This window comes from Rhizobium sp. 10PS4, assembly GCF_032464805.1.
Lineage (GTDB): Bacteria > Pseudomonadota > Alphaproteobacteria > Rhizobiales > Rhizobiaceae > Rhizobium > Rhizobium laguerreae.
Genome location: NZ_JAWDIW010000006.1, coordinates 207,044 through 230,001, shown reverse-complemented (window position 1 = coordinate 230,001; position 22,958 = coordinate 207,044). Strand labels below are relative to the sequence as shown.

24 protein-coding genes are annotated in these 22,958 nt (G+C 62.1%); 11 read left to right on the top strand and 13 right to left on the bottom strand.

Going from position 1 to position 22,958, the window contains the following annotated elements; translation table 11 throughout:
• Positions 1 to 125 precede the first annotated feature (125 nt).
• The 6 genes from RWJ89_RS13640 to RWJ89_RS13615 all read left to right on the top strand — a co-directional run bounded on the left by RWJ89_RS13640 (position 126) and on the right by RWJ89_RS13615 (position 7,318).
• Positions 126 to 1,121: a P1 family peptidase gene (locus tag RWJ89_RS13640; protein ID WP_168268060.1), complete on the top strand. Its 996-nt coding sequence runs from the start codon at positions 126 to 128 to the stop codon at positions 1,119 to 1,121.
• Between the two features lie 56 nt (positions 1,122 to 1,177).
• Positions 1,178 to 2,098: a LysR family transcriptional regulator gene (locus tag RWJ89_RS13635; RefSeq protein WP_131666559.1), complete on the top strand. Its 921-nt coding sequence runs from the start codon at positions 1,178 to 1,180 to the stop codon at positions 2,096 to 2,098.
• Positions 2,099 to 2,249: 151 nt separating this feature from the next.
• Positions 2,250 to 3,779: an ABC transporter substrate-binding protein gene (locus tag RWJ89_RS13630; protein ID WP_206105945.1), complete on the top strand. Its 1,530-nt coding sequence runs from the start codon at positions 2,250 to 2,252 to the stop codon at positions 3,777 to 3,779.
• 296 nt (positions 3,780 to 4,075) lie between these two features.
• A complete protein-coding gene (locus RWJ89_RS13625; RefSeq protein ID WP_131666561.1) occupies positions 4,076 to 5,023 on the top strand; it encodes an ABC transporter permease in 948 nt (315 codons plus the stop codon).
• A gap of 3 nt (positions 5,024 to 5,026) precedes the next feature.
• Positions 5,027 to 5,890, top strand: a complete 864-nt coding sequence (locus RWJ89_RS13620; protein ID WP_316031026.1) for an ABC transporter permease — start codon at positions 5,027 to 5,029, stop codon at positions 5,888 to 5,890.
• 36 nt (positions 5,891 to 5,926) lie between these two features.
• Entirely contained in the window at positions 5,927 to 7,318 is a 1,392-nt protein-coding gene (locus RWJ89_RS13615; protein ID WP_131666563.1) for an amidase, read from the top strand.
• Here RWJ89_RS13615 and RWJ89_RS13610 read toward each other — a convergent pair whose 3' ends face one another.
• The 3 genes from RWJ89_RS13610 to RWJ89_RS13600 all read right to left on the bottom strand — a co-directional run bounded on the left by RWJ89_RS13610 (position 7,319) and on the right by RWJ89_RS13600 (position 10,071).
• Complete coding sequence (locus RWJ89_RS13610) at positions 7,319 to 8,176, bottom strand: C40 family peptidase (protein WP_131666564.1); 858 nt, start codon at positions 8,174 to 8,176, stop codon at positions 7,319 to 7,321.
• 11 nt (positions 8,177 to 8,187) lie between these two features.
• Positions 8,188 to 8,538: a MarR family transcriptional regulator gene (locus tag RWJ89_RS13605; RefSeq protein ID WP_131666565.1), complete on the bottom strand. Its 351-nt coding sequence runs from the start codon at positions 8,536 to 8,538 to the stop codon at positions 8,188 to 8,190.
• Positions 8,539 to 8,679: 141 nt separating this feature from the next.
• Positions 8,680 to 10,071, bottom strand: coding sequence for a leucyl aminopeptidase family protein (locus RWJ89_RS13600; RefSeq protein WP_131640026.1), 1,392 nt, complete (start codon positions 10,069 to 10,071; stop codon positions 8,680 to 8,682).
• A 144-nt stretch (positions 10,072 to 10,215) separates the two neighbouring features.
• Here RWJ89_RS13600 and RWJ89_RS13595 point away from each other — a divergent pair, with 144 nt between their 5' ends.
• Entirely contained in the window at positions 10,216 to 11,043 is an 828-nt protein-coding gene (locus tag RWJ89_RS13595; protein ID WP_131666566.1) for a tetratricopeptide repeat protein, read from the top strand.
• Between the two features lie 51 nt (positions 11,044 to 11,094).
• Here the strand turns inward: RWJ89_RS13595 and RWJ89_RS13590 are convergent, their stop codons facing one another.
• The 9 genes from RWJ89_RS13590 to RWJ89_RS13550 all read right to left on the bottom strand — a co-directional run bounded on the left by RWJ89_RS13590 (position 11,095) and on the right by RWJ89_RS13550 (position 20,490).
• Positions 11,095 to 11,727, bottom strand: coding sequence for a LysE family translocator (locus RWJ89_RS13590; RefSeq protein ID WP_168283185.1), 633 nt, complete (start codon positions 11,725 to 11,727; stop codon positions 11,095 to 11,097).
• A gap of 200 nt (positions 11,728 to 11,927) precedes the next feature.
• Entirely contained in the window at positions 11,928 to 12,914 is a 987-nt protein-coding gene (locus RWJ89_RS13585; RefSeq protein ID WP_168283186.1) for a type II secretion system F family protein, read from the bottom strand.
• A 15-nt stretch (positions 12,915 to 12,929) separates the two neighbouring features.
• Positions 12,930 to 13,937, bottom strand: a complete 1,008-nt coding sequence (locus tag RWJ89_RS13580) for a type II secretion system F family protein (RefSeq protein WP_168283187.1) — start codon at positions 13,935 to 13,937, stop codon at positions 12,930 to 12,932.
• Between the two features lie 5 nt (positions 13,938 to 13,942).
• Positions 13,943 to 15,418, bottom strand: coding sequence for a CpaF family protein (locus tag RWJ89_RS13575; RefSeq protein ID WP_168283188.1), 1,476 nt, complete (start codon positions 15,416 to 15,418; stop codon positions 13,943 to 13,945).
• A gap of 132 nt (positions 15,419 to 15,550) precedes the next feature.
• Positions 15,551 to 16,828, bottom strand: a complete 1,278-nt coding sequence (locus tag RWJ89_RS13570; protein WP_168283189.1) for an AAA family ATPase — start codon at positions 16,826 to 16,828, stop codon at positions 15,551 to 15,553.
• A gap of 14 nt (positions 16,829 to 16,842) precedes the next feature.
• Positions 16,843 to 17,598 (bottom strand): CpaD family pilus assembly protein, encoded by a 756-nt coding sequence (locus tag RWJ89_RS13565; RefSeq protein WP_168283190.1) that lies wholly within the window; start codon positions 17,596 to 17,598, stop codon positions 16,843 to 16,845.
• Positions 17,595 to 19,094 carry a type II and III secretion system protein family protein gene (locus RWJ89_RS13560; protein WP_168283191.1) on the bottom strand — a complete coding sequence of 500 codons (1,500 nt, stop codon included), beginning with the start codon at positions 19,092 to 19,094 and terminating at the stop codon, positions 17,595 to 17,597. The genes RWJ89_RS13565 and RWJ89_RS13560 overlap by 4 nt, the downstream gene beginning before the upstream one ends.
• Before the next feature lie 11 nt (positions 19,095 to 19,105).
• Positions 19,106 to 19,921 (bottom strand): Flp pilus assembly protein CpaB, encoded by an 816-nt coding sequence (gene cpaB / locus RWJ89_RS13555; RefSeq protein ID WP_168283192.1) that lies wholly within the window; start codon positions 19,919 to 19,921, stop codon positions 19,106 to 19,108.
• 110 nt (positions 19,922 to 20,031) lie between these two features.
• The gene (locus RWJ89_RS13550) at positions 20,032 to 20,490 is read right to left on the bottom strand and encodes an A24 family peptidase (protein ID WP_313903537.1); all 459 of its coding nucleotides are present in this window, start codon (positions 20,488 to 20,490) and stop codon (positions 20,032 to 20,034) included.
• On the opposite strand from RWJ89_RS13550, the gene RWJ89_RS13545 reads away from it, so the two are divergent.
• A complete protein-coding gene (locus RWJ89_RS13545; protein ID WP_313903538.1) occupies positions 20,441 to 20,608 on the top strand; it encodes a hypothetical protein in 168 nt (55 codons plus the stop codon). The two genes, RWJ89_RS13550 and RWJ89_RS13545, sit on opposite strands and share 50 nt — an antisense overlap.
• Before the next feature lie 34 nt (positions 20,609 to 20,642).
• Here RWJ89_RS13545 and RWJ89_RS13540 read toward each other — a convergent pair whose 3' ends face one another.
• Entirely contained in the window at positions 20,643 to 20,822 is a 180-nt protein-coding gene (locus RWJ89_RS13540) for a Flp family type IVb pilin (RefSeq protein ID WP_017962804.1), read from the bottom strand.
• Between the two features lie 380 nt (positions 20,823 to 21,202).
• Here RWJ89_RS13540 and RWJ89_RS13535 point away from each other — a divergent pair, with 380 nt between their 5' ends.
• The 3 genes from RWJ89_RS13535 to RWJ89_RS13525 all read left to right on the top strand — a co-directional run bounded on the left by RWJ89_RS13535 (position 21,203) and on the right by RWJ89_RS13525 (position 22,945).
• Positions 21,203 to 21,613 (top strand): pilus assembly protein N-terminal domain-containing protein, encoded by a 411-nt coding sequence (locus RWJ89_RS13535; protein WP_222062296.1) that lies wholly within the window; start codon positions 21,203 to 21,205, stop codon positions 21,611 to 21,613.
• 115 nt (positions 21,614 to 21,728) lie between these two features.
• On the top strand, positions 21,729 to 22,364 hold the full coding sequence (locus RWJ89_RS13530) for a TadE/TadG family type IV pilus assembly protein (protein WP_222062295.1): 636 nt from the start codon (positions 21,729 to 21,731) through the stop codon (positions 22,362 to 22,364).
• Positions 22,364 to 22,945, top strand: coding sequence for a TadE/TadG family type IV pilus assembly protein (locus RWJ89_RS13525; RefSeq protein WP_020052409.1), 582 nt, complete (start codon positions 22,364 to 22,366; stop codon positions 22,943 to 22,945). The genes RWJ89_RS13530 and RWJ89_RS13525 overlap by 1 nt, the downstream gene beginning before the upstream one ends.
• Positions 22,946 to 22,958: the final 13 nt, after the last annotated feature.

Genomic DNA, 22,958 nt, shown 5'->3' with positions numbered 1-22,958 from the left:
TCAGACGCGCAAAGGACGCTGTAACACTTTGAATTGCTGCATAATTTTATCCTTAAATCGATTCCGATTTAAGGAATTATGCAGTACAGTCCTATCGGCAGCCTTTCCGTGATAAGGATCCGCCCGTGCCCGATCTTCTGAACCTCATCACCGACATCGAAGGCGTTTCCGTCGGCCATGCAACCGACCTTGCGCTCGGTTCCGGCGTCACGGTCATCGTCTTCGACGAACCGGCCGTCGCATCCGGCACGGTGCTCGGCGGTGCGCCCGGCGGGCGCGACACCGGCCTGCTCGATCCGTCGATGACCGTCAATGCCGTTGATGCCTTCGTGCTTTCCGGCGGCTCGGCCTTCGGGCTGGATGCCGCCGGCGGCGTGCAGGCGGGCCTGCGCGAACTCGGCCGCGGCTTTGCCGTCGGGTCGGTGCGCATTCCGATCGTGCCGCAGGCGATCCTGATGGACCTGCTGAACGGCGGCGACAAGGATTGGGGCCTTCACTCGCCCTATCGCGACATGGGTTATACGGCACTGCAGGCCGCGGCCAAGGGCACATTCGCGCTCGGCACGACAGGTGCCGGGACGGGAGCGACGACGGCCACCGTCAAGGGCGGGCTCGGCTCGGCCAGCGCCGTCAGCAGCGCCGGGCATCGTGTCGCAGCGATCGTCGCCGTCAATGCGCTCGGTTCGGCAACGATCGGCGACGGGCCGCATTTCTGGGCGGCACCCTTTGAAAAAGACGCGGAATTCGGCGGGCTCGGCATGCCTGATGTGGCCGACCACCGGATGCGGCTCAAGGGCATGAACACGCCGGCAACGACGATCGGCGCAGTGGTGACCGATGCGCAGCTGACAAAGACCGAGGCGCACCGGCTATCGCTTGCCGGCCATGACGGGTTTGCCAGGGCACTGCTGCCGGCGCACCTGCCGCTCGACGGCGATACCGTCTTTGCCGCTTCGACGGCCCAGCATCGAAGAGACGACATGGCAAGCCTGATGGAGCTGTGCCACCTTGCGACCCTCGTCATGGCGCGGGCAATCGCCCGAGGGGTCTACGCTGCGACCGCGCTGCCGGTCGAGGGCGCGCAAAAGGCCTGGCGCGACCGCTATGCGAGCAGCAGCTGATTGAATAGGGTCAGACTCTCTACAGATCCAATATGCCGAATGGCGGAGAGACGTGAATGCAGATCCGGGCGCTGATGTATTTCGACGAGCTGGTCAGGACCAATTCGATGCGCCAGGCGGCCGAGAACCTCAATGTCGCGCCGACGGCGATCAGCCGGCAGATCGAGAACCTCGAATATCATTTCGGCGCGCCGCTCGTCGAACGCAGCGCCCGCGGCGTCAAGCTGACGGCCGCCGGCGAGCTGCTTGCCGCCCGCGCCGGCCGGACGCTGCGCGAGCTCGATCATGTGCAGCAGTTGATCGAAGACCTCAAGGGCCTGCAGCGCGGCCGTGTCAGCATCTATGCCAATGGCGCCACCGTCGCCAATCTGTTGGCGCCGGCGCTTGCCGAATTCAGCCTGAAATATCCAAAACTGCGTTTTAACGTGACGATCACCAGCGCGCGGCAGGCGGTCGATGCCGTTAACAGCGCCGAGGCGGATATTGCGGTGACGCTGTTTGCGCCACCGATGTCCGGCACCAAGGTGCGGCTGCGCTCCGAGATCGCCTATGATCTCATTACCACGCCGCAGCATCCGGCGGCAGCACTTTCCGAGATCTCGCTGAGGACGCTTGCCGACTATGCATTGGCGCTGCCGGACCAATCCTTCGGCTTCCGCCAGGCCTTCGACGCGCTGTTCGAGAAGGAAGGGCTGAGCCTCGATCCCGTCTTCGTCACCAGCTCGCTCGAAATGCTGAAGGAACTGGTGCTCAGCGGGGCTGCCGCCACACTGCTACCGGCGCTGACCGTCCGCCGCGAGATCGAGGCGGGTCAGCTCCTTGCCATTCCGCTGGCCGGCAAAACCGGCATCCGCACCCATGTCGATCTCTGCGTCGCCCCGGATCGTCAACTATCCTTCGCCGCAACGAAACTGCTCGACTTCATCGAGAGGTTCATGCGCGAGCGCACGAACCGCCGGGCCGGTGTGAAAGACTGACGCTTCGAGCTTGTATCGCCCGCGGATTTACAGTGTAGCTTTTTCGGCTACACTGAGCACACAAAATCGTCATTGTGTGTGCACTAGCATAGTGTCACTCTATTCGCAAATAGGCCTTCGTCATCGACGCGCGGCCAGACAAGGGAACATGATGATCAAGCTTTCGTTTGCGCCTTCAGCGCGTTTCGCCCGGCGGCTTTCGCTCGGTGCCGCGCTTTCGGCCGGTCTGGTGATGACGGCGATGACGCCGGCGGAGGCGGCGAAGACCACCCTCAATCTCGGCATGAGCGTCGAGCCGACCGGTCTCGACCCCACGATCGCGGCACCCGTCGCAATCGGCCAGGTGACCTGGCAAAACGTGTTCGAGGGGCTGGTGACGATCGACCAGGCCGGTAAGATCCAGCCGCAGCTGGCGAAAAGCTGGGAGATCTCTCCCGATGGCCTGACCTATACGTTCAAGCTGCAGACCGGGGTCAAATTCCATGACGGCGAGGCCTTCGATGCCGCGAGCGCCAAGTTTTCGCTCGACCGCGCCCGCGGCGCGGACTCGGTCAATCCGCAGAAGCGTTTTTTCGCCTCGATCGCCTCGATCGATACGCCGGACGCCGAAACGCTGGTGCTGCATCTCTCGGCCCCGACCGGCAGCCTGATCTACTGGCTCGGCTGGCCAGCCTCGGTGATGGTCGCACCGAAGACCGCTGCCGACGACAAGACGACGCCTGTTGGCACCGGTCCCTTCAAATTCGTCAGCTGGGCGAAGGGCGACAAGGTCGAAATCGCCAGGAATGCCGATTACTGGAACAAGGATGCGGCCACCAAGCTCGACAAGGTGACCTTCCGCTTCATTGCCGATCCGCAGGCGCAGGCGGCTGCACTGAAATCCGGTGATCTCGATGCCTTTCCGGAATTTGCCGCACCCGAGCTGATGAGTTCTTTCGACGGCGATGCGAGGCTCGTCACCAGGATCGGCAATACCGAGCTCAAGGTCGTTGCCGGCATGAACACTGCCAAGAAGCCTTTCGACGACAAACGCGTCCGCCAGGCGCTGATGATGGCGATCGACCGCAAGACGGTAATCGACGGCGCATGGTCCGGCCTCGGCACACCGATCGGCAGCCACTACACGCCGAACGATCCGGGCTATCAGGACATGACAGGCGTGCTGCCCTACGACGTCGAGAAAGCGAAGGCGTTGCTTGCCGAAGCCGGCTACCCCAACGGTTTCACCTTCACGATCAAATCGCCGCAGATGGCCTATGCGCCGCGCAGCGCCCAGGTGATGCAGGCGATGTTTGCCGAGATCGGCGTAACGATGAATATCGAGCCGACCGAATTTCCGGCGAAGTGGGTTCAGGACGTCATGAAGGACCGCAACTTCGACATGACGATCGTTGCCCATGCCGAACCGCTCGACATCGACATCTATGCCCGCGATCCCTATTATTTCAATTATAAGAACCCTGCTTTCAACGCGCTGATGAAGAAGGTCCAGGAGACCGCCGATCCTGCCGCGCAGAATGCGATCTATGGCGAAGCGCAGAAGATCCTCGCCGAGGACGTGCCGGCGCTCTACCTCTTCGTCATGCCGAAGCTCGGCGTCTGGGACAAAAAACTGAAGGGCCTGTGGGAGAACGAGCCGATCCCTTCCAACGTGCTGTCTGGTGTTTCCTGGGACGAGTGAAGGTGGCAGGCTAGGCGGCGTACGATGAAGGTGATGGCCTTGGTGCCTGAAGCAGGACAGCCGGATTTGGTCGATTCACGCGAACCTCTCGCTCCCTCATTCCTGTGCCCTCAGGGCTTCGCCCGAGCGATGTCACAGGAATCCAGTGCGCCCAAGTCCTTGGGCGCGAGAGAACGACTTCATCGCATGAGAGTCTTTCACGGCGCCGACGCGCCGTGGCTGGATTCCTGTGACGAGCACAGGAATGACGGAGGAGAGGATGTGCCGCGTCCCATTGCGGCCGTGCTCAATCTGATATGATCCCACTCCTCGCCCGCCGCTTCACCGGTCTCATCGTCACGCTCGTCGTCGTCTCGCTGCTGATCTTCGCTGTCATGGACCTTCTGCCCGGCGATCCCGCCTCGATCATGCTCGGCACCTCGGCAACACCGGAAACCCTTGCAGCACTCCGTCACAGTCTCGGCCTCGACCAGCCGCTGCTGTTGCGTTACGGGCAATGGTTGGCCGGCGTGTTCTCCGGCGATCTCGGCAATTCGCTGACCTATGGCGTACCGGTCGCCGGGTTGATCGTCGAGCGGTTGGCGGTAACGCTGCCGCTGGCGCTGATGGCGATCGTGCTTTCGGTGGCGATTGCCCTACCGCTCGGCGTGCTGGCCGCTTCGCGCCGCGGCGGTGTCTTCGACGTCGTCGCGACGCTGTTTTCGCAGATCAGCATCGCCGTGCCCGCCTTCTGGGTGGCGCTGCTGTTGATCATCCTGTTTTCGACGATGCTCGGGCTGATGCCGGCCGGCGGTTTCCCGGGCTGGAGTGCCGGCCTCACGCCGGCATTGCAGGCGCTGATTATGCCCGCGGTCGCGCTGGCGATGCCGCAGGCGGGCGTGTTGACGCGGGTGGCGCGCTCGGCGGTGCTTGACACGATGCATGAGGATTTTGCCCGTACCGCGGTCGCCAAGGGGCTGTCACGCAGTGCGGTGCTGTGGCGTCATATCGTGCCGAATGCGCTGATCCCGATCCTGACGATGATCGGGTTGCAATTCACCTTTCTCGTCGCCGGCGCGGTACTGGTGGAAAACGTCTTCAACCTGCCTGGCCTCGGGCGGCTCGCCCTTCAGGCGCTCTCTCAGCGCGACATCATCGTCATGCAGGATGTCGTGCTATTCTTCGCAGGCCTGGTCATCGTGATGAATTTCATTGTCGATCTCTCCTACCTGGCGATCGATCCCAGGATGAGAAAGGCGGCCTGACGCATGGCACCGATCATGTCCACCGCCACCATCAGCCGCCGCCAGGTCTTTAGACTTAGCCGGCGAATGAACCTGATTTCGGGGGTCGTCATCATCGGCCTGCTGGTCGCCGTGGCACTGCTGTCGCTCGTCTGGACGCCGCTGCCGCCGGCGAAAATGCAGATCATCCATAAATTGCAGCCTCCGCTTGCCTTCGGCTTGCTCGGCACGGACCAGTTCGGCCGCGACGTGCTTTCGATGCTGATGGCGGGATGCTGGAATTCACTGTCGATCGCTATCACGGCGGTTGCGATCGGCGGGACGCTCGGCTCAATCGCCGGCATTTCGGCAGCGGCAATCCGCGGTCATTTCGAGGCGTTGCTGATGCGCATCTGCGACGTCATCTTCGCGCTGCCACCGATCCTGTCGGCCATGGTGCTCGGCGCCTTTCTCGGGCCAGGGCGGTTCACCGCGATCACCGCGATCGCCGTCTTCATGATCCCGGTCTTTGCCCGGGTGACGCTTGCGACCTCGCTGCAGGCCTGGAGCCGCGACTATGTGACGGCGGCGCGCGCCATCGGCAATACCCGCCTGACCATTTCGCTGCGCCATGTGCTGCCGAATATCATCAGCCAGATCATCGTGCACGGCGCGATCCAGCTGGGGCTGGCGATCCTCACCGAAGCGGGTCTCAGCTTCCTCGGGCTCGGCATGGCGCCGCCGGCGCCGACCTGGGGCCGGATGCTTGCCGATGCGCAAACCTATCTGGCGCTCGCCCCCTGGCTGGCGATCCTGCCCGGCCTTGCCATCGCGCTCACCGTCTTCGGCTTCAACATGCTCGGCGACGGTCTGCGCGATCTGCTCGACCCGCGCGAGGCAAGCCGCTGATGTTCTTCCAAGATGAAACGCCCGAAAGACCATGCCATGATCGAAACCGACCTTACCATTCGCGAACTCAGGCAGCACTTCGCCGATAAAAGCCTCTCCCCCCTCGAATACTGGCTCGCCCTCGAAGACCATATCGCCGCCTGGGAACCGTCGATTGCGGCACTCTACCTCTACGATCGGGAATTGGCGCGCGCCCAGGCGAAAGCGTCGACGGAGCGCTGGGCGAAGGGAGAAACGCTGGGTGCCCTCGACGGCATCCCGGTGACGCTGAAAGAGCTCATCGCCACAAAGGGCCAGCCGGTGCCATCAGGCACGAGGGCAGTGGAACTCAAACCCGCGGACGCGGATGCACCGGCCGCCGGCCGTCTTCGGGAAGACGGCGCGGTGATCTTCGCCAAGACCACCTGCCCCGATTACGGCATGCTGTCCTCCGGCCTTTCGAGCTTTCATCCTCTCAGCCGCAATCCCTGGGACATCACGCAGAATCCCGGCGGATCGAGCGCTGGGGCTTCCGCAGCGGCGGCGGCCGGTTATGGACCACTGCATATCGGCACCGATATCGGCGGTTCGGTGCGCCTTCCCGCCGGCTGGACCGGCATCTTCGGCTTCAAACCGAGCCATGGGCGTGTTCCAGCCGATCCCTATTATGTCGGGCGCTGCGTCGGACCGATGGCGCGCACCGTCGAGGATGCGGCCTTTTCGATGGCGACGCTGTCACGGCCGGACTGGCGCGACGGCACCAGCCTGCCGCCGAACGATTTCAACTGGATGGATCTCGATATCGACCTGTCAGGCATGAAGATCGGGCTGATGCTCGATGCCGGCTGCGGGCTTGCGGTGGACGATGAGATCAGGGCCGCGGTCGAAACGGCGGCGAAACAGTTCGAGGCGGCCGGCGCGACCATTCTATCGGTCCAGCCGGTGCTGACACGCGCGATGCTGGATGGGCTCGACAATTTCTGGCGGTCCCGGCTGTGGGGCGATATCGCCGATCTCGACGATAACAGGCGCGACAGCATCCTGCCCTATATCAGGGATTGGGCGAAGGGCGGCGCCGACATCCGCGGCGTCGATGCGGTCAGAGGCTTCAACCAGACGATCGAGATGCGCAAGAGCTGCGGACGGCTGTTTACCGAGATCGACGCCCTGCTTTCGCCGACCAATCCGATCATCTCCTATCCGGCCGAATGGGCATCTCCGACCAACGATCCGGCCCTGCCGTTCGAACATATCGGTTTCACGGTGCCGTGGAACATGTCGGAGCAGCCGGCCGCCTCGATCAACTGCGGTTTCTCCCGCTCGGGCATGCCGATAGGGTTGCAGATCGTCGGGCCGCGCTTCGACGACATGCGGGTACTGAGACTGTCGAAAGCCTTCGAGGACTGGACGGGCGGAGTGAGATCCTGGCCGCAGCCTCCGATCGGCTGATCAGCTGATCGGGCGGCGATAGCCGGTGGGTTGCTCGTAGAGCCAGCCGATGCGCTCGACCGCGGCCTCGAAATTCTCGCGCGCCACCGTCATGCTATGGCCGTTGGCGTGCAGAATGGTTTCCGGATCTTCGAAGACGGCGACATGACCCTTCCAGAATACCAGGTCGCCACGGCGGATTTCGGATCGGTCGATCGGCTGGCCGAGGCCTGCCGCCTGCATGTCGGTATCGCGCGGCGCAGCTCTGCCCGTCATCAGCATCGCCAGCTGGACGAGGCCGGAGCAATCGATGCCGAGGCCGGAACGTCCGCCCCAGAGATAGGGCGTTTCGAGGAAACGGGCGACGACCTCCACGTAATCGGCGCCGCCGAGAGCGCCGATCGGCTGGACATGCTTGGCGAAGATCGCCGTTCCGTCCTCGAGCACGACATAGCGATTGCCGCGCGCTTCCGCCTCGCCGGCTACATGAACGCGACTTCCCATCGACAGGATCGCCTGGTGGGGCTTGCGCAGTTCCGGTTCGGGATAGAGGAAGCTGCGCTGGACGGTGACGATATGGGTGGGCGCCGGCCGGCCTTCCAAGAGCGCGTCCGCCGCGATATAACCGACATAGCCGTCCGAGGCGGCTTTCACCCAGCACCAGCCACCGGCACGATCGAAAACCGTCACGTCCTCGCCGAGAAGCATTTCGGTATCGATGCCGCGGGCAAGGTCCGGTTCGGGACGCAAGGCCACGACCGGGACGGCGACGCGGGCCGGGGCGCCTTCCGTAAAACGCGACGCCTCGACCTTGCCTTCGAGCGCCGCTTCCGCGAGATCAGACCTATAGGCATGCAGGCGGCGGTCGAGCATCGTCATTCGCATTCCTTTCAGATCGGCAACCGGCGGGCCTGCTCTCGGATGAGATCGCCGACCTTTTCCAGATAAAGCGCACCGCCGACAGTGCGCTTGATGATCACATTGCGCCGGTCGGCATCGTCGCGCACACGATCAACCAGGCCCATCTCGCCCATCGTATCCAAGGCACGGGTAATGACCGGCTTGGTGACTTCAAGCGTGGCGGCAAGCCCGCGCACGGTGTGCGGCGGCGGCACCAGATAAATATGCAGCAGGATCGCCATCTGGCGCAACGTCAAATCGCGGTCGTCGTGGCGGACCTGATCGAGCGCCACGCCATGCCAGAGCCCCAGCGCCTGCGAGGCGGTCAGTTCGATCGGCACGGCCCCTCCGGAAGATCGTTACGCTAACGTTCCATTTTCCGGCAGTTGCCACGTACATGCAAGGGGCGGCAGAAATTGCCGCCCGGCAAGGTGAATAAAATTTTAACGATCGGCAGCGAGGCGACGCGCCTTAACATGGCGTCAGCGCAGGCTCTCGCGGATATGGTGAAAGAGCGCGCGGATCGCCTGAGCTTCGCCACCGCCCGGCGAATGCGGCCGTTCGGACGGAGCCCAGCCGAAAATATCGAAATGCACCCAGCTCTTCGCCTTGCTGACAAAACGCTTGAGGAAGAGGGCCGCAGTGATCGCACCCGCCATGCCGCCGGCCGGCGCATTGGTGAGGTCGGCGAATTTGGTGCGGATATCCTTTTCGTAGCCGGAATAGAGTGGCAGGCGCCAGAGCGGATCGTCGGTTTCCAGGCTCGCTTCGGTCAGGTCATGCGCCAGATTGGCGTCATCGGTGAAGAAAGGCGGAAGATCCGGACCAAGCGCAACGCGGGCGGCGCCGGTTAGCGTCGCCATGTCGATCAGCAGCTCGGGCTCTTCCTCGTCGGCATAGGCAAGCGCATCGGCAAGGATCAAACGGCCTTCGGCGTCGGTATTGTCGATCTGGACGGTCAGGCCCTTGCGGCTCCGGTAGATGTCGCCGGGCCGGAAGGCATTGGACGAGATCGCGTTTTCGACGACCGGAACGATAACGCGCAGGTCGACCTTCAGCTTGGCGTCCATGATCATCAAGGCAAGTCCCATGACATTCGCGGCGCCGCCCATGTCCTTCTTCATCAGCAGCATGGAGGCGGCAGGCTTGATGTCGAGACCGCCGGTATCGAAGCAGACGCCCTTGCCGACAAGCGTCACCTTGCGATGGCCCTTCTTGCCCCAGCGCAGCTCGAGAAGGCGCGGCGCATCGGCGCTGGCGCGGCCGACGGTATGGACCAGCGGGAAATTCTGTTTGAGCAGGTCGTCGCCCGTAATAACCGATAGCTCCGCCTTGTAATGCCCCGCCAAGCCGCGGAAAACAGCCTCGAGCTGGTTCGGACCCATGTCGTTCGTCGGCGTATTGATGAGGTCGCGGGCGAGAAAGACGCCGGCGAGCTGGCGCTTGATGTCGGCGGCGTCGGCATCGCGAGGGATCATCAGCGTGGCCGCCGGCGATTTTTCGGATTTGTAACGGTCGAAACGGTAGCTGCCGAGGCCAAAGCCGAGGGCCAGGCGATTTGCCGTCAGCGGCGCGGTCTCGATGTGCCAGTCGCCGGCCGGCAGCGCACGGGCGAGCCTGCCGGTGATGTAAGGCTGTTCGGATGGATTGGTGCCGAGGCCGTAAAGCGCGCCGCCGAGATGGCCTTCGGCCGTCGGAATCAGCAGCAGCGACCCGCTTTCAGCCTTGTAGCCTGCCCTGCGCGCCCATTCGAGCGCGATCGGATCGATCGTGCCGGTCTCGATATGGGCAGGCGTGACGGCAAAGATCGGCAGCGTCGAACCGCCCTTCGTGTTGAAAGAGGTTGGTCTCTCGATGAACTGATAGGGGGCCATGATTGTCCTTCGGCGGTCGCAAGGAATCGTTCCTTAACGGTCTGTTAGGGTTAACAGACTATTGCTGGAGCGAAGATTACGCGTCAAACCTTTCCCTGTTCCGCTTCGAGGTCAGGCGCCGATTTCGGAATCCAGGAACGCGTCATGCCTGCCTCGCTCACCACCACATTCACCAATCGTATCCTGCAGGGCGCTGCGGCATCGCTGCTCGTCTTGGCACTTGCCGGTTGCTCGACGACCAAGGACCGGATGACAACGGGCTCGGTGCCGAAACTCACCAAGCCGGTCGAAGAGATGGACGCGACCGAGCTGCGCTCGGCGACAGACCGGCTCGGCCAGGCCTATGAAAAGAACCCGCGCGATCCCGTCACCGGCGTCAGCTACGCCAATCTGCTGCGCATGAACGGCCGCGACACGCAGGCGCTCGCCGTCATGCAGCAGGTGGCGATCGCCAATCCCGGCGACCGCAACGTGCTGGCCGCCTACGGCAAGGCACAGGCGGCGGCCGGCCAGTTCCAGCAGGCGCTCGACACGATCGGCCGCGCCCAGACGCCGGATCGTCCGGACTGGAAGCTGATCTCGGCCCAAGGCGCGATCCTCGACCAGATGGGCCGGCCAAGCGATGCCCGGCAGCGCTACCGTGACGCGCTCGACATCCAGCCGAACGAGCCCTCCATCCTTTCCAACCTCGGCATGTCCTATGTGCTGACCGGCGATCTGCGCACGGCCGAAACCTATCTGCGCTCCGCCGCCAGCCAGCCGACCGCCGACAGCCGCGTCAGGCAGAACCTTGCCCTCGTCGTCGGTCTGCAGGGGCGTTTCCCGGAAGCCGAGCAGATCGCCCGGCGCGAACTTTCGCCGCAGCAGGCCGATGCCAATGTCGCCTATCTCAGAGGCATGCTCTCGCAGCCAAATTCCTGGCAGAAACTCGCCGCCAAGGATAAGGCGCCGAGTGACACCAATACCAACTGATCGGATCGCCTCCGAGCTTGAGAGCGGCCGAAGCCCAACTCGAGCGCCACCCTATCGATCACTTACGCCCGCGAGAATGAGCCGGAGGCCGAGGCCGGCCATGACCGCACCCGCGGTGCGGTCGATCCAGCTCTTGGCGGCAAGATAGAGCCGCCGCGGGTGGCGGGCCGAAAAGGCGAAGGCGACGATCGAATACCACCCCGCCTCCACGGCAAAGACGCCGAGCGGCAGCGCGAAAATCAGATCGAGCGGTACCGTCCTCGGCAGAAGTGCCGCAAAGAGGCTGGCATAGACAATGATGGTTTTCGGGTTGCTGAGCTGGGTCAGCAGCGCAGTCACGAAGCTCAATCTCAGCGCTCGGTTGCCGTTGACGGCGTCAGAGACTTCGAGCGGCTGACCGGCGCTCCTCCAGATATTGACGGCGATATAGACGAGATAGGCGCCGCCCGCGACCTTCAGCAGGACGTAGAGCCATTCGAACTGAGACAACAGCGCAGTCAGCCCGGCAAGCGCCAGCACGGCAAAAACGACACCGCCGGTGCCCATGCCGAGCGCGGCGGCAAGGCCATCCAGCCTTGAACGCGAGATGGCGATCCTGGAGACGACGACGAAGCTCGGGCCGGGGCTCATCGCGCCGACCGCCAGGGCTGCCATGATGCTGATGAAAATGCCGGCAGAAGACATCGGAAACCTCTCTTTTGGATTGAACGAGCGCCAGGCGCACTGCGGCTGCATCCGCGCGCTTGCCAATGCTCGTCCATCCCGTTTACCAGCTATGCTGGCGGCGGTCACGCGTGTTTGAAGGCCGCGATCGGCCGACGGTCTTTGAGGCAACAGCGTCTTCTCCCGAAAGCGGCATCCGCTTTCCGGGGCCGGCGCAATCGTCAGAACTTGTCCGCCACCTGGATGCCGGCCGGACCGAGAATGACGGCGATCAGCACCGGCAGGAAAAACAGGATCATTGGCACCGTCAGTTTCGGCGGCAGGGCGGATGCCTTCTTTTCCGCCTCGTTCATGCGTTCGTCGCGCCCTTCCTGGGCGAGAACGCGCAGCGCCTGCGCGATCGGCGTGCCGTAACGATCGGCCTGGACCAGCGCTTGAGTCACCGAACGCACCAACTCGATCTGAGTACGTGTGGCAAGATTTTCGAGCGCTACGCGGCGATCCGGCAGGAAGGAGAGCTCGGCCGTGGTCAGCACCATCTCCTCGGCGAGCGCCGGCGACTGCTCGCCGAGCTCTTCCGACACACGACGCATCGCGGCCTCGATCGAGATACCGGATTCGACACAGATCAGCATCAGGTCCAGCGCATCCGGCCAGGCGCGCTTGATCGAGTGCTGACGCTTGCCCATGCGGTTCGAGATATAGATGTTCGGCGCGTAGAAGCCGAGATAACCGATGCCGATGACGGCGAAGAGGCGGATGCCCATGCCCCGTTCAGCGAGATTACCGAGGCCGAAGACCCAGAAGGCCGCTAGCGCCAGGAAAAGGAAAGGGAGCAGGAAACGCGCCACGAGGAAGCTATTCAGCGCATTCTCCGAGCGGAAACCGGCGGCGCGCAGCTTGTTGACCGTGTTCTCGTCGACCAGCGCCTTGCGCAGGTTGAAACGCTCGACGATCTGACGAACCGAGCGGTTGTTCTGGCTCCTGAGCGAAGCCTTGCCGGCGCCGGTTTCCGCGTTCATGCGGGCGCGCTCGCGGGCGCGGATCTGCTCGCGCTCTGTGGAAACGGCCTTCATGCGCTTGGTGAGATCGCCGCGCTCGAAGAAGGGAACAGCGATCGTATAAAAAGTAGCGAAGACGGCAATCGCCACGAAAAGTGCGATCAGCATGCTCGGATTGGTGAGCGTTGCGGCAAGGTCCTGCGACACGGTGCTTCCTTCCGGCTAGATATCAAAACTGATCATTTTGCGCATGACGAAAATGCCGATCGACATCCAGATCGCCGAGAAACCCATGATGAAATGGCCACGCGGATCGGTGAAAAGGATCATCATGTAGCTCGGCGAGGTGAGATAGACGAGGGTCGCGACGATGAAGGGCAGAGCGCCGATGATGTAGGCCGACGCCTTGGCTTCCATCGAGAGCGCCGTAACCTTGGCCTTCATCTTCCTGCGATCACGCAGGACCTTGGAGAGATTGCCGATCGCTTCCGAGAGATTGCCGCCCGCCTGCGACTGGATGGCGATGACGATGGCGAAGAAATTGACTTCCTGAAGCGGCATGTGGATCGTCATGCGGGCGCAGGCATCAGGAATGCTGAGACCCACCTGCTGCGCTTCAATGACCCGCCGGAACTCGCTCTTAACCGGCTCGGTGCCCTCGGTTGCGATAAGACGGATCGCATCGTTGAGTGGCAAGCCCGATTTGATCGAGCGGATGATGACGTCAAGTGCATTGGGCAGCTCGTTGAGAAACTTGTTCTGGCGGCGCTTGATCAGGAAATCGACGACCCAGCGTGGCAGGCCGAAACCGGCGACGACGGCGACACCGACCATGACCATCCACGATACACCAACGATGAAGGCCACGAGCAGCAGCACGGAGGCGAAGATGGCGCTGACGAGATAGAATTTCGCCACCGTGATCGTCAGGCCGGCCTGCACCAGCCGGGATTTCATCGACAGGGTTTTCTTGGTCTTTTCGTGCTGACGCTTTTCCAGGTCCTTCAGGTTGTCCTGCACCGACTTGCGGCGCTTCGACAGCTCCTGCACCCGGTCGCGGGCAGCCTTGACCTTGACACGGTCGCTTTCGGCCGACTTGACGCGGTTGATGCGGCTTGCCGATTTCTTGTCGGCCTCGATCCGGGAAAACAACAGGGCATAGGCCACTGCCGCCGCGGAGACGGCCGCGAGAACGACGATTGCCAGCACTATCGGATCGAACCCGAACATCTCACCTAATCCTTCGTTTTCGCTTCCATCGCGTCGAGGGCGGCGGCAAGGCGTTTTTCCTCGTTGAAGTAACGAGCGCGATCCCAGAAATGCGGCTTGCCGACGCCGGTCGACATGTGACGGCCGATCAGGCGGCCGCTCGCGTCCTCGCCGTCGATCTCGTAACGCATCAGGTCCTGGGTGATGATGACGTCACCTTCCATGCCAACCACCTCGGTGATCTGGGTGATGCGGCGCGAACCATCGCGCAGGCGCGCTGCCTGGATGACGACATCAACCGAGGTGGAGATGATCTCGCGCACCGTCTTTGCCGGCAGGGTAAAGCCGCCCATGGCGATCATCGATTCGATACGGCTCAGGCATTCGCGCGGCGTATTGGCGTGGATCGTGCCCATCGAACCGTCGTGACCGGTGTTCATTGCCTGCAGCAGGTCGAAAACCTCCGGTCCGCGTACTTCGCCGACGATGATGCGCTCAGGACGCATGCGCAGGCAGTTCTTGACGAGATCGCGCATCGTGATCTCGCCCTCGCCTTCGATATTTGGCGGGCGCGTTTCGAGACGCACGACATGCGGCTGTTGTAGCTGCAGTTCGGCCGTATCCTCGCAGGTGATGACGCGCTCATCCCTGTCGATATAGTTGGTGAGGCAGTTCAGCAGCGTCGTCTTGCCCGAGCCCGTACCGCCGGAGATGATGACGTTGCAGCGTACGCGCCCGATGATCTGCAGCACGGTTGCGCCTTCCGGCGTGATTGCACCGAAACGGACGAGCTGATCGAGCGTCAGCTTGTCCTTCTTGAACTTGCGGATGGTGAGCGCCGGCCCGTCGATCGACAGCGGCGGCGCGATGACGTTGACGCGCGAACCGTCCGGCAGGCGGGCGTCGCAGATCGGGCTCGATTCGTCGACACGGCGGCCGACCTGGCTGACGATGCGCTGGCAGATCGAGAGAAGCTGTGCATTGTCGCGGAAGCGGATCTCGGATTCGATCGTCTTGCCGCCGACTTCGATGAAAGTCTGGCCGGCGCCATTGACCATGATGTCGGCGATGTCGTCGCGCGCCAGCAACGGCTCCAGCGGGCCGTAGCCGAGGACGTCGTTGCAGATATCCTCGAGCAGTTCTTCCTGCTCGGAGATCGACATCGCAAAGTTCTTGATGGTGATGATGTCGTTGACGATGTCGCGGATTTCCTCGCGGGCGCTTTCGCCGTCGAGTTTGGAGAGCTGCGAGAGATCGATCGTATCGATCAGCGCGGAAAAGACCTGCGCCTTGGTGTCGTAATATTCATCGGTGCGGGCCGGGCGCTTGCGCTGCGGCGTCTGCATCGGCGGCGGCGTCACCTGCTGGCGTGCGGACTCGCGCGAGGGTTCGACCAGAATGGAGGGGGAAGAGGCCGCAGGGGCGGCGGCCGGAACCGGCGGCGGCGGAGCAATCGCCCCCCCGACCTTTCCGGAACCTTCGTTTCCGCGTTTTCCAAACATGCCACTCGATCCAATCTGCTCGTTCTAGAGCATTTCCCGACCTCTCCGAGTCAAGGAAATGCACTATCTTTTTGTTTTCACGCAATTCCGGACGCAAAACCGCTGCACACTTTTGCTGGAATTGCTCATCGTCTACTTGCGCTTCAGGAGGCCCAGCAGGCCGCCCTTCTTCGCCTTCCTGATCGCGACACGGCCGGTGACGATGTGCGATATCTGCGAAAAGGTTTCCGCCGTCGGCGACTTCGGGTCGACTTCGGAAATCATCCGGCCGCTGTTGGCGGCGTTGCCGAAGAGATTGATGTCGAAGGGGATGATCGCGATCGGATCGATCTCCAGCGGCTCACAGAAATCCGACGGTGAAATCTCCGGGCGTTTCGGCATGCCGACCTGATTGAGGATGAGATGCGGCGGCCTGTCGTTCGGCCGCATCTTGCGCAGCGCGTCCAGCATGTTCTTGGCGTTGCGCAGATTGGCGAGATCGGGAACCGCTGCGATGACCACCTCGTCGACGCTCGACAGCACCGAGCGCGTCCATTCCGACCATGCATGCGGAACATCGAGCACGGTGACGGGCGCGCTGCGCTGCAGAACGTCGAGCACCGGCTGGAAGGCCTGGCCGTCGAAGTCATAGGCACGGTCGAGCAGCGAGGGTGCGGCAAGCAGCGACAGATGCTCGGAGCATTTCGTCAGGAGGCGATCGAGGAAGACCTCGTCGAGACGATCGGGTGCGAAGACCGCTTCGGCGATGCCCTGGGCCGGATCCTGATCGAAGTCGATGTTCGCCGTGCCATAGGGCAGGTCGAGATCGGCGAGGATCGTCTCGGTGGAGAAAAGATTGGAAATGCCGAACGCGCAATTATGCGCGATGGTCGAAGCGCCGGTGCCGCCCTTCGAGCCGATGAAGGCGATGCTGCGGCCGAGCGGCTCGGCGTCCGGATCGACAAAGATCGAGGCCATAGCCATAAGGATATCGGGCATGGCGACCGGCTGGACCATATATTCGGAAATGCCGTTGCGGATGAGCTCGCGATAAAGCCCGATATCGTTGTAATAGCCGATAATGACGACCTTGGTCGTCGGATCGCAGACGGCGGCGAGCGGCGCGAGTTCGTGGAGCAGGTTCGCGGCATTCGCCTTGGTCTCAAGGATGATGAGGTTCGGCGTCGGGGCACCGGAAAACATATTGGCGGCAGCGGCGATGCCGCCGCTGGTGATGCGCATGCTGACTTTCGCGACGCGCCGATCATTGGCGCAGCGTTCCATGACATGCTGCAAGGCCTCGCTCTCGCAGAAAGCATGCACGGAGATGCGCGGCAGCGGCCGCATGTTTTCCAGGTCCGCCATGCGCACCGCCTCCTCGGCATTGCGAAGCTCGCTGGGATTTCTGATTTCGTATTCGATCGCGCTCATCGTCCCGTTCCGCCTCAGAAGCTACTGTCGCTGCCGACATCGTCGATCGTCGTCGTTGTCGTCCGGTATTCCTGGATCGCATTGTTACGCCGCTGCGCGTCGATCGGGGTCATGCCGCGGGGCGCCACCAGATCTTCCGGATTGGCAATCTGGGCGGCAAGGTTGTTCTGCGAGGCGCAGCCGAAATTATAGTAGTTCTGGTTGGTCAAATCGTTCGATATGTCCTTCGGCCACTGACCGCATTGCGTGGTGACCGCGGTGGTGCCGGTAAAGCTCAGCCGGATCGGCGCCGCATCACCGGGACCGATCGCAGCATAGGAGGTGTTGACGATTTTCGAGCTTGCGATTCCCCTCGATGTCAGCTCGGCACGGACCTGATTGCGCAACTGATGGGCTGCCGCCGAATTGAGCGAGCCTTGCGGCGACAGCACGTAAACCGGGCCCGAGGCGCGCGAGATGTAGTTTGCGGCAAAGCCACGGATGAGGTCGCGCTGGGCGATGGTCAGGCGGCGATCGGTGGAGGCGACGGGTATATCCACCGTCTGCTCCGCCTCCGTGACGATGATCGGGTGGCGGGCGCGGTAATCGTCCGGAATGCCGCCGGTCGTCAGCTGGTCATGCGGGCCGGCGCATCCGGAAAGGACGGCCACCGAAATGGCGACCGTGGCAAAAAGCGCCTTCGAGATTCCGAGGCGGGGTGTCGTCGCATTCATATGGGCCATCGCCTGATCTCTGTTTTCTGCCATCGCTGCCGCTCGCGCCCCGCTCATTTGTAGATGAACCCGATCGAGCCGTGGAACTGCGCATCGGCGACGGGCGCCTCACGGCGGCCATAGACCTTGTTGACACGGTTGAGGAAGAAGGTCGCACCGTCATTCTCAGGGCTGAAATTGTCGTCCGGCCGGTTGAGCTGGTTGCGCGCCACCGGGCGCACCAGATAGGGCGTTGCGATGATGACTAGCTCGGTTTCCTGACGCTCGAACCCCTTCTGGCGGAAGAGCGTCCCGAGCAGCGGGATCTTCGAAACGCCGGGTGTGCCGCCCATCGTCTGGGAAATATTGTCGCGGATCAGGCCGGCGAGCGCGATCGAACCGCCCGAAGGCAGCTCCACCGAGGTCTCCGCCGAACGGCGCTGGTAAGTGGCGTTGCCGCTGCCGGCTACCGGTTCGGAGACATTGGTCTTGATCTGCAGGCTGATGCGGCCCGATGACAGCACGACCGGTTTGAAGGCGAGGTTGATACCGTAGTTGAACGGGACGACGGTGACGTTGCCGTCGTTGTCGGTCGTCGAATAAAGCTGCTGGCCGCCGGAATTGAAGGTCGCGGCCTGACCCGATATCGCCGTCAGCGTCGGTTCGGCGAGTGTCTTGACGACCTTGGCCTGTTCCAGCGCATTGAGGTAGGTCGAAATGTCGTATTTGCCGATCGAGCTCTTGAAGAGCGCCGCCAGGCCGCCGCCGACCGTCGCTGTCGCGCTGTCGGCGTTCGGACTGCCGAGTTGGGCGACCGTCATGCCGGAGGAATTGGAAACCAGATTGTCGAAGCCGAGCTGCTTCAGCACCTCGCGGCGGACCTCGGCGATCGTCACCTTGAGGGTGACCTGGTCCTCGCCCTCGATCTGCAGGAGGTTGACGACCTGCGAGCTCTGGCGACCTTCTGCAAAGAGCGCCACCGAGCTGTCGCCGCCGGTGCCGGATGCTGTTTCTGTTCTGGTCGTCGCCTCGCCGCCCTTCAGGAAGACCTGCGCCAGATCAGCGGCCTGCGTGGCATCCTGCGGCGTGCGCACCGTGCCGGTCAGCACGATGTTGTCGGAGACGATTTCGACGTTGATGTTGGAGTCGGGAATGAAGCGGCGGAGATTGACTTCGAGGCCGGAGACGTCGCGCTCGATCTCGATGTCGAGATTGACGATCTCCTGTCCACCGGCGCCGAAGACGAAGATATTCGTCTGGCCGACCTTCTTGCCGAACAGGTAGATACGCCGCGAGGTGCGGGTCACGGCATCGGCCATGGTCGGATCGGAGACGAGGATATCATGCGCGTCCTCCGGCAGATCGACGACGACGGCCTTGTTGAGCCCGAGCTTCAGCCGGCGATGGGCATTGGAGCCGGTCTGCGAGATCCGGACCAGGCTATCGGAATCGGCGCGCGCCTCGCCTGCTCCGAAAAGTGGGGCGAAAGAGGCCGGCACTATACCGGAGACGCCGACTGCCAGCGAAAGGCAGCCTGTCAGGAGAGGTCCGGCGCGCCGCGTTGAATTGCCCATTTGCACGTCCCTTACTCCGCCTTCGGCGCGGCGCTGGCATCCGTGACGATGGCGCCCGATTTGATGACCTGGATGATCGCACTGCCGTTGTCGCCACTCAGCAGATAGTCGGCGGCGCTGGTATCCTGCTCTTGCGCATCGGCGACCGAGCGCAGCGCAAGCGACAGTCGGTCTGCCATCTGCTGGGCGACGGCAAGAACCTTCGTTTGATCAGGGGTGAGCTCGAGCGTCGCGGTCGTGCCGACCACAGATTTCGAGCCGTCGTCCTTTTCCTGGATCTGCTGGTCGATGGCGAGGACGCGGACATTGCTCAGCACAGTTTCGGTGATGAGCTTGTCGGCCTCGGTACCCTTGCGGACCATGATGACGTCGACGCGATCATTCGGCAGGATGAAACCGCCGGCGCCCGTTGCCACCGATATCTCGGTCGCGACGGCGCGCTTGCCGGCCGGCAACAGCGAGGAGAGGATGCGGCTGCTGGAATCGGCGATCTTTTCCGGCCGGATCGGTTCGCCTTCGAAGATCGGCAGACGCACGACGGCGCCCTGCAGATCCTTGATCGCATCCGGCTTGTCGGCTTCGGTGATGAGGCCCTGGACGACACCGCCCTGCGGCCAGGCCATCCAATGCACCGACTTGTCGTCCAGCCTTGCACCGACCGACAGATTGGCGCTCGAGACGAGGATGTTGACGGTCGGTTCCTTCTCGATGACCGACTGGACCTGGGTAATGACACCGCCACTGCCCGCCATGCGCATTGCCAGGAGGCCGGCAAGGCCGGCTGCCGCCACGGCGACAGCTAGGATTATAAGGCGGGCCGGTTTCATCGATCATTCCTCAGGGCACGACATGTTCGCCCTGTAGAATGCTCAGCAATTGGTATAATTATAGTTAATGGAACGCTTACATTTTAAGTTAACGGGCATTTAAAATGCCGTCATTTCAGGCTTTCCAGCGCGGCGAGGAAGAGCGGCGAGGAGGGGAAAGCCATGAAGCCGCCGATCGCGATCGCGATACCGTAAGGAACCTTCTTGGCAAGCAGCAGCGAATTGGGGATGGGAAGGCCGATGGCCAATATCGTATTTGACTGTGACCGGATCAACAGGATCGCCAACGTGAGCAAGCCGCCGATGGCACTGACATAGGCCAGAAAAGTCAGCAGAACAGGCTCGCAACTAAACCAGAGCGCGGCCGCGCTCAAAAGTTTCGCATCTCCACCGCCCATCACATTGAGCGCAAACAGGGCAAAGCAAATGCCGAACACGATGGCGGCGCCCAGCGCATGCATTCCGATTGCCGGAAGAGCCACTCCACCCAATGGCGCCAACACAGCGAATGAAATCACCATGATCAACGATACCCTGTTCGGGATCGTCATCGTCAACAGATCGGATATGGCCGCGAAAGCAAGGCAGAGCGGAAAAACCAAAAGGATTGCGGCTACGACCATCTTCTCACCTGCCTCAAATTCTCATCTGCCCAATGCAGATAGGCTCACGGCATTTCGCTCGTGAGCCGATCTTCTAGACAGAGCTGCGCTCTGGCAAATTAGGGGGTGACAGCGTCGTCCAGCTTGTTGCCCAGCGTGGTGAAGGTGCTGTTGAGCTTGCCACCGAGCGTGGTAGCGCCAGTCACGAGCGCTACGGAAATGAGGGCGGCGATCAGGCCGTATTCGATTGCGGTCGCGCCGGATTCATCCTTCAGAAAACGGCTAAAAAGCTTGGTCATGGTAACTCCTAACTCCAGTTGATGTTCAGCACGTCCGCCAACTGTTTGCCGTTGATCGGATGACTGCAACCTAGCGAATGGCCGTTTCCATCGGCTTAAGGAAAAGAGTTAACGACACGTGAACGAGACAACATGCCTTTGTAGAGTCAGTAATTTCTTACGCACTTCGCTCAATATTTAACGATATTCATGGAATAACCGCTGTATTCATCCGGAAATAGCACATATTCTGCTTCCAACCGGGGCATGCGCCGTCTTAAAGCCGTACCAAATCGGATCATTACGCTTCATCCCGGAACAGAGCGGTGGCCTTAAGGCTTCGTTCACCAATTTTTTCCATTCTATGCGGATATTGCGCTGTGATCGTGAAAGAGGACCAAATGTCATCAAGCGGCAAAACCATTTTCTTTGCCGGCATGATCGCCGCTTTCGGTATTTCGGGAGTGTCCGCGGCCGCAGACGATGACATGCTGCGCGTCTATATGGATCACGCGCGCGTGCTGAAGCTCGACCGCCCTGTCAGCAAGGTGATTGTCGGCAATGCCGCAGTTGCCGATGCGACTGTGGCCGACGCCAAGACCATCGTGCTCACGGGACGCAGCTTCGGCACCACCAATCTGGTCCTCCTCGATGCCGACGGCAACGCGATCCTCGACGAACGCATCCTGGTGTCGATCGACGAGGGCAATACGGTGCGCGTCTACCGGCAGACCCAGCGCTCCGTGCTATCCTGCACGCCGAACTGCGAGCAGCATGCGCAGCAGGCGGCCACCGGGGCAACCTCGCCCTAAGTGGCTACCTTCAGCTTTCTCGACCATTCGTTAAAATCGTCGTGTCAGGTTGAAACGGAAAATCAACGAACGGACCTTAGTCTGACGACTGGAAAATGTCGCTCGGGTCCAGGCAATGACTGTAATTGATCAGAAGACGGATAAGGGGCGCGCTTTTGTGCCGTTCCGTTTCTTACGGCTTCGCGCTCTCGCCCGCTCACGCGAGGGTGCTGCGGCGATCGAATTCGCCCTGCTCGCCATTCCCTATTTCCTGGTGATTTTCGCAATCCTCGAAACTTTCGTCGCCTTCGCCGCCGAGGAACTCGTCTCCAACGGCGTTGATACGATGAGCCGCCGGATGCGAACCGGGCAGATCACCTATAATCTCGGCCGTACGACCGATATGAACCAGGCGCAATTCCGCCAGGCTTTCTGCGATGAGATCTCGATCCTGATCCGCTGCTCGGCGACCGAAGCCGCCACAGCGAGCAAGCTCTACCTGGATGTGCAGACGTTCAGCACCTTCTCGGCCATTCCGACGACGATCCCCAAGGTTTCCACCGACAAATATGCCGACCTCAACACGGCTGCCTTCAAATATGCGCCGGGCGGCGCCGGCACGATCAACATGCTGCGCGCTTATTATCGCTGGGAAATCACCGCGGACCTGGTCCGGCCTTACATCACCACCATACGTCCCACCGACGCTTCGATGCCGAGGCAATATCTGATCGTCGGGACCGCGGCCTTCCAGAACGAGCAGTATCCATAATGGCGTTGCGCAACCCGTTCACCAGATTGGTCCTGACGGTGCGGCGGCTAGCCCGCGACCGCAAGGGCGCCGGAGCGATCGAATTCGCGATCCTCTTTCCCGTGCTCGTCATGCTCTATATCGGCGCTTTCGAGATCACGGTCGGCCTCAGCGTCAGCAAGCGGGTGACACGCGCCGCAGGAACGGTGGCGGACCTCATCACCCAGCAGCAATCCGTCACCAAGAGTGCGCTTGCGCAAATGCCATCGGTCGCAAACGCAATCTTCCTGCCCTACAACACGACGTCGCTGACGATGAAGATCACCGGGATTAGCATCGACGCCGGCGCCAATGCGAAAGTGCTCTGGTCCTGGGCGCAAGACGGGACGGTGCCCTATGCCAAAAACGCCGCAGTGAGCGACGTTCCGTCAGACATGAAGACGGCGAACAGCTTCTTGGTCCGTACGGAGGTCAGCATCCCCTATACGATGTTCCTGTTCGCGCCGAACTTCATGCCGGACGGCATGCGCACGATCACCATCAGCCGCAATTATTTCTACCGCCAGCGGCAAGGTGACTCGATCCCCTGCGGCGACTGCTGACGGTCCTTCCCGC